Origin of the sequence: Collimonas sp., assembly GCF_035566555.1 — a bacterium.
In the GTDB taxonomy this organism is placed as follows: domain Bacteria; phylum Pseudomonadota; class Gammaproteobacteria; order Burkholderiales; family Burkholderiaceae_D; genus Collimonas.
In genome coordinates this window covers 1-4,985 of record NZ_DATMRB010000110.1, presented here as the reverse complement: position 1 = coordinate 4,985, position 4,985 = coordinate 1, and the positions used below count along the sequence as shown (strand labels likewise).

The 4,985-nt window shown below is 53.0% G+C and carries 4 protein-coding genes and 1 pseudogene; 2 read left to right on the top strand and 3 right to left on the bottom strand.

All coding sequences use genetic code 11. The features are described from left to right. The 3 genes and pseudogenes from VNZ65_RS14260 to VNZ65_RS14250 all read right to left on the bottom strand — a co-directional run. A pseudogene (locus VNZ65_RS14260) lies at positions 1-949 on the bottom strand (phage tail sheath family protein); the annotation flags it as partial. 21 nt (positions 950-970) lie between these two features. Further along, positions 971-1,825, bottom strand: a complete 855-nt coding sequence (locus VNZ65_RS14255; protein WP_325670085.1) for a hypothetical protein — start codon at positions 1,823-1,825, stop codon at positions 971-973. Between the two features lie 30 nt (positions 1,826-1,855). Continuing rightward, positions 1,856-2,431 (bottom strand): DUF4255 domain-containing protein, encoded by a 576-nt coding sequence (locus VNZ65_RS14250; protein WP_325670084.1) that lies wholly within the window; start codon positions 2,429-2,431, stop codon positions 1,856-1,858. Between the two features lie 744 nt (positions 2,432-3,175). Between VNZ65_RS14250 and VNZ65_RS14245 the strand changes: the two genes are divergently transcribed. Together VNZ65_RS14245 and VNZ65_RS14240 are read left to right on the top strand one after the other, a co-directional pair. Then, positions 3,176-3,490, top strand: coding sequence for a hypothetical protein (locus VNZ65_RS14245; RefSeq protein WP_325670082.1), 315 nt, complete (start codon positions 3,176-3,178; stop codon positions 3,488-3,490). Between the two features lie 103 nt (positions 3,491-3,593). Continuing rightward, the gene (locus VNZ65_RS14240; protein ID WP_325670080.1) at positions 3,594-3,998 is read left to right on the top strand and encodes a lysozyme inhibitor LprI family protein; all 405 of its coding nucleotides are present in this window, start codon (positions 3,594-3,596) and stop codon (positions 3,996-3,998) included. The last annotated feature ends 987 nt before the right edge of the window (positions 3,999-4,985 follow it).

The following is a 4,985-nucleotide window of genomic DNA, read 5'->3' as shown; positions in this document are numbered from 1 at the left end:
GGCCGGCCAGCGCCGCCTTCAGCTGGGCGATCTTGGTGGCGACGCTCGGCGACGGCTGGTCGATCTGCAGCACCGGCGCCAGGTCCTGGGTCAGCAGCGCCTGCAGCTTGTCGGCATTGGCGATGCAGGTGAAGTCCAGGTCCTTTTCCTTGACGATGGTGGTGTTGACCCAAGGATAATAGGCGGCGCCGAAATCGAGGAAATTGGTGCCCAGCGAATCGCGGAAATTGGCCACGCAATCGCCGCTACTGTCTTGCCTGTCCTTATAGCCGTCGAACACGTCCAGTATCGCGAAACGGTTACGCATCTTGAAGCCGCAATGCATCAGCGCCGCCTGCTGCACCGAGGCGCAATCGGCCTTCGACAAGAATACTGCCTCGGGAATCACGACCATGGTCGGTTCCTGCTCTTTCAACAGGCTGTCGATGCCGGCGCTGATCTTGTCGGGATCGAGGCCGTCGCTGTAGGAACCGACCGACACCACATAGCATGCGCCGCCGCCATTCTGGAAAAACAGCAGCATGCTGTAATACAGAATGAAGGGAGTGCCGGCCAAGGTCAGCGTGTACTCGGTCCGGACCTTGCTGCTGTCGGTAACGGAGAAGTCACCGTCGGCGGCGGCTGCCGGCTTGGCTGGAGCTGGAGCTGGAGCTGGAGCCGCAGCGGCTGCTGGATCGGCACCGGCAGCGGGAGCAGGAGCAGCGGCAGGCTGGGCCGCAGCAGCGCCGCCGCCAATCGTGAAGCTGGCTTTCGGCGGACCGCCGTAATACGCTTCAAATTCCGCCATGGAGCTGATGCGCCACGGTTTCCTGGCCAGCGATGTGCCTTTGTTGTCTGCGGACTCCGTATAGCCGATGAATGCCGGCACCGCAGTCGCCACTTCGACCACGGAATTCGGAAATGCATTTTTCTCGACGATGTAGACACCCGGTGTTTTATATTGCGCCATAATCTCACCCTTAATTTTTAATCAATTGATGTATATTTCTGACACTAGTGCTGCCTTTTCATGCACCATTTCCCGGCTTACCCGACCCGCATTGGCATGCGGCAAACGCTTGATGAGAACGCGTTCGCCCATACCGCCTTGTTCACGCAACTGAAAACGTTGCGGATACCTCTGCCGCATTTCAATTTCTACTTCTGTTAAAAACACCAGCGCCCGCCGGTTGCCGGGCAAACTCACCGGCTCGCCCGCTACAAACCGGACCTCGTCGTCAAGATCGACGATCGCGACGTTGCCGGCCTCGGCCTCGCTCACGAAATAATATTTCCAGATGGTCTTGCCGGCCGCAAAGCGCACCACATAGCGCCGCTCTGCCGCCGGGTTGCCGGCACCGGCTTCATCGGCAAGTCCGACGGCCAGCACGAAGCCAGGCTTCATCAGCAGGTCCGGCTTGTCGAGGTGCTGCGCCACCAGGCCGGGCACGCGCGCCGTCTGCAGCGCGTCCTGGTCGGCAAAATCGCTCCGGTGCAGGCGCCGCCGGCCATCGGCTTCGCGCTGCGCGACATCGCTGTGAAAGTATGGCAAAGCATCGGCTGCCGGCGACGACGGCAGCGTGTAGCGGCTGAAATGGGGATCGTCGGAAGATACCTTGAAGGCCAGCACGGCAGATGCCAGATCGTCGTCGGCGGCCGCCAGCGGCGGCTGGCCAGCCTCATAAAAGACGGCGATGCCGCCCGCGGTCGGGCGCACCAGCAGGCCGCGGCGCCGGATCAGGGCGGCAGAATCGGCAGTGGCGACATACTGCAAAGCCGGGAACGCCACACCTGCATAGAACGCGTGTTCAATCTCGATGCTGAACAGTTGCACATAGCTTCCCATGAGGCGCTCGATTGAATGGTTGGAGACGGGTCAATGACTTGCAGAAGTCGCCGGCTGCCGGATGTTTGGCACTTGCGCCACCACATCCTCGGCATCGAAGGCCACCATGCGCACCTTGTACAGGACCGAGGGCAAGTATTTGCCGCCCAATAAAGTCCAGAGATTGCTCAATTCGTGAATTTTCAGGTTTTCAATGCTGACCAGCAGTTTTTCAATGCGCTTGTCCAGGTCCGGCGTGACCTGATGGTCCAGCACCGGAAAGCGCTGGAAGAAACCGATCGCGCCAGAAATGAATTTCAAGGCTTCGCCATAGTTGGCGCCGCTGAAATTTGCCGCGAACATCACATACAGATTCAGGTAAACCGGGACGCTGCTGACCGCCGAACGGCTGGCGCCGGCATCGCTCCTCTGCAGCTGCCGGAACGGCGCCGTGTCTTTTTCAAGATTGGTCAGGAACACCAGCAGCTTGTTATTGATATTGGGCGCGACCGCACCGTCCTGGCCGACGATATTCGACATCAGGACGACATCTTCGGTAAGTCCGTAGGTCTGCTTGAGAAATTGATTAAGCTGGCTTGCAAGATGACTGACGGCCGAATTGATCATGATTTCCAACCCCTGCCCCTTGCCAGCCGACCGACCGCAATCATCTCGCCGTAATGAAACGGCTGACAGGCGCATCCAGATTTATTTTTATACTTCACCCTGAATCCGGCGTGTCAGAGCATTGCGCAGACATGGCAGGCCGGATCTCCAATTCCGTTTTACTTTACCACAAGGTAACATTTATCAAAGGGAATTTTTGTTTCTTTTATTAAACATATCCTGCTGCATTCGTTTATATTCCTGTTACCCGACGGCGCCGTTCAGAACCGCCTTGTATAAGCCACAGCAACGCTTTTGGCAGCCGCGCCCGATAACTTCACCGGCAATCCGCCGGGCGACGGCTTGCAAAACAGATGTTGCAACAATCTCAAATTAAACATTTGAATGCAGCATTAATTAACAATTAAAACGATAAGTAACATCAAGAAAATTTCCTCACTGAAGCAGTAGTTGTTCCTCGGGATTGACATGCCATACAGCCGCCTGAACAAGAATTCTGCGCGACAGCAAGATGCAGCGAGACCGCGGCGGTCAACCGCGGAATCACATAAAAATCGAGCCATTTCTTGGTCAACAAAATGACCGCGAGTTACTGGCGGTTGCTGCGAAGCTTCATGCGCGGAGTTTGCCTTGATGCCGTCATTCGCCGATGCGTGCTTTCGGCCAGGAGCTGCCGCTCAATCTTACAATTCAATTGGCAATACGACTTAGACTTTACCTATCAATCGAACCCCATAATTTAAAATGAATTCTTTCGATCTTCCGGCCGAAATTCAAAATAAACTTCCTGATGGCTATCAGATTAGCCCTGGTGTGTGGCTCGTTTTGCCAGAAACAAAGCTAAATGAGATGCAAACATGGATACGTGTGGAGGATTGGTATCCAACCGTATTGCACCGAATTATATGGTTCGGCGACGATGGAACGGGAAATTTTCTCGGCTGGGATCCAGATGCATTGCATGCCATTTTGTGGAATCCTGAAGATGGTGACGTACCTTGGAAAACAGGAGCAGTGAGCAGCCTATGGTTATTCATCCAGAACGATTATAGGGATTAAAGACAGGTCTATTATTTGACCAATTTCTATCGATCAGAAACAGAAGTTCAGAAATGCTAAGTCGGAATAGAAGAGAAATTCGGCCGTCTATTGGGGGGAGTTTATGTTCAAAGTTGGTGTCGCTGTAGTCATTGCAGTGTTGTTCTTTCACGCGAATTCTTTCGCAGATGATGGCAAATCCTTCACAAAGCAATTCTATATTTGCGAAAAGAAGGCTGATGCAGTCACTCCAGAAATTCTAGATTGCGTGAGCCAAGAATTTACTAAACAAGACGTACGCTTGAACAAGGCATATCGTGACCTTCTTTCCAAACTGCCGCAAGAAAAAGCAGAAGAACTACGTAAAGTGCAGCGGGCATGGCTTGGATATGTTCAAGCAAAATGCAGTTTCTTGTATGACGGACATGAACTCAGCGGGCAAGAAGACAGAGTGGCCGCAAACTATTGCTCAATACAGGAACGTGCAGAGCGTGCGACTGATTTGGAGCTGCTTTCCAATCGTTTTTGATGAGTGCAGAACGCGCGCTTTCGGCCAGGAGCGGACAATTAAAATTCACATCAAAATATGAACTCAACAGAAATTTATTTCAAGGTTGTTGACTCTGCCGACAGATTTGGAGCTGCGAATCCTCAGCAACTGGAGTTCCTGTGTTCGGTGCTACCGGACCATGATGGTCTAGATGTAGATTAATGAATATATGAAATTTAATATTGAGAAGCCTGAACTCGAAAAATTCATCGACGCGTTAGGCAGCTGCGGGGAAGTAGTTTCAACTTTCATGAAATTTTCGCGAGCGGTAATGCCATCACGAGAGTTTGCGTCTCCGACACCACTAGCCGACCTACTGCAACATTCCGAATTTAGGGATGACTGCGCCGTGCTCGGGAAGATATGTTCGAAGCCTATTCTTTATTCGACTCTGAATAGATTGGAGTTCGAAGGCTCACTTACTAGCTTACTTGTTGAAGGCGGATGTTTTCGCAATTCAACTTCTGCACACGAGGCCAGACTGTTAGCCAGCGATGTTTTAGCGGCGGTCTTCCCGGGACCCTTTGATGATTTGTTGGTATTCCGATTAGATGACCCTAGCTGGAGCGAGTTTACAGACGTAGCAACAGTATCGCACTCGTATGTCGCTTGGCAGAGCGCAAGAGGATTGTGGTGGATGCTTTCTGTGGCGGATATAGATTAGCGGTCTCTGATGATATAAAGATACCAATCTGCGACTGGTTTCGGCCAGCTCCGGTCATTCGTTGATCTCTGTCGTCTGCCAACTGACCGTCAGCAACGCCTCAGGGTGGCGGCGTTCTGCGTTGCGGCGTCAACTTAGCTGGGACAGGATCGAAATATCGCAGCGGGAATGATCGGAGGGGAGCATGATCTAAGCAAGGGCCGCAATCGGGCTGCGGACGGTTTAGGAGTGAATTGGCATGACAACTAGGATCACTGTAGCCGCTGACAACGTCAGGATCGGCGATATTATTTACAACGGAC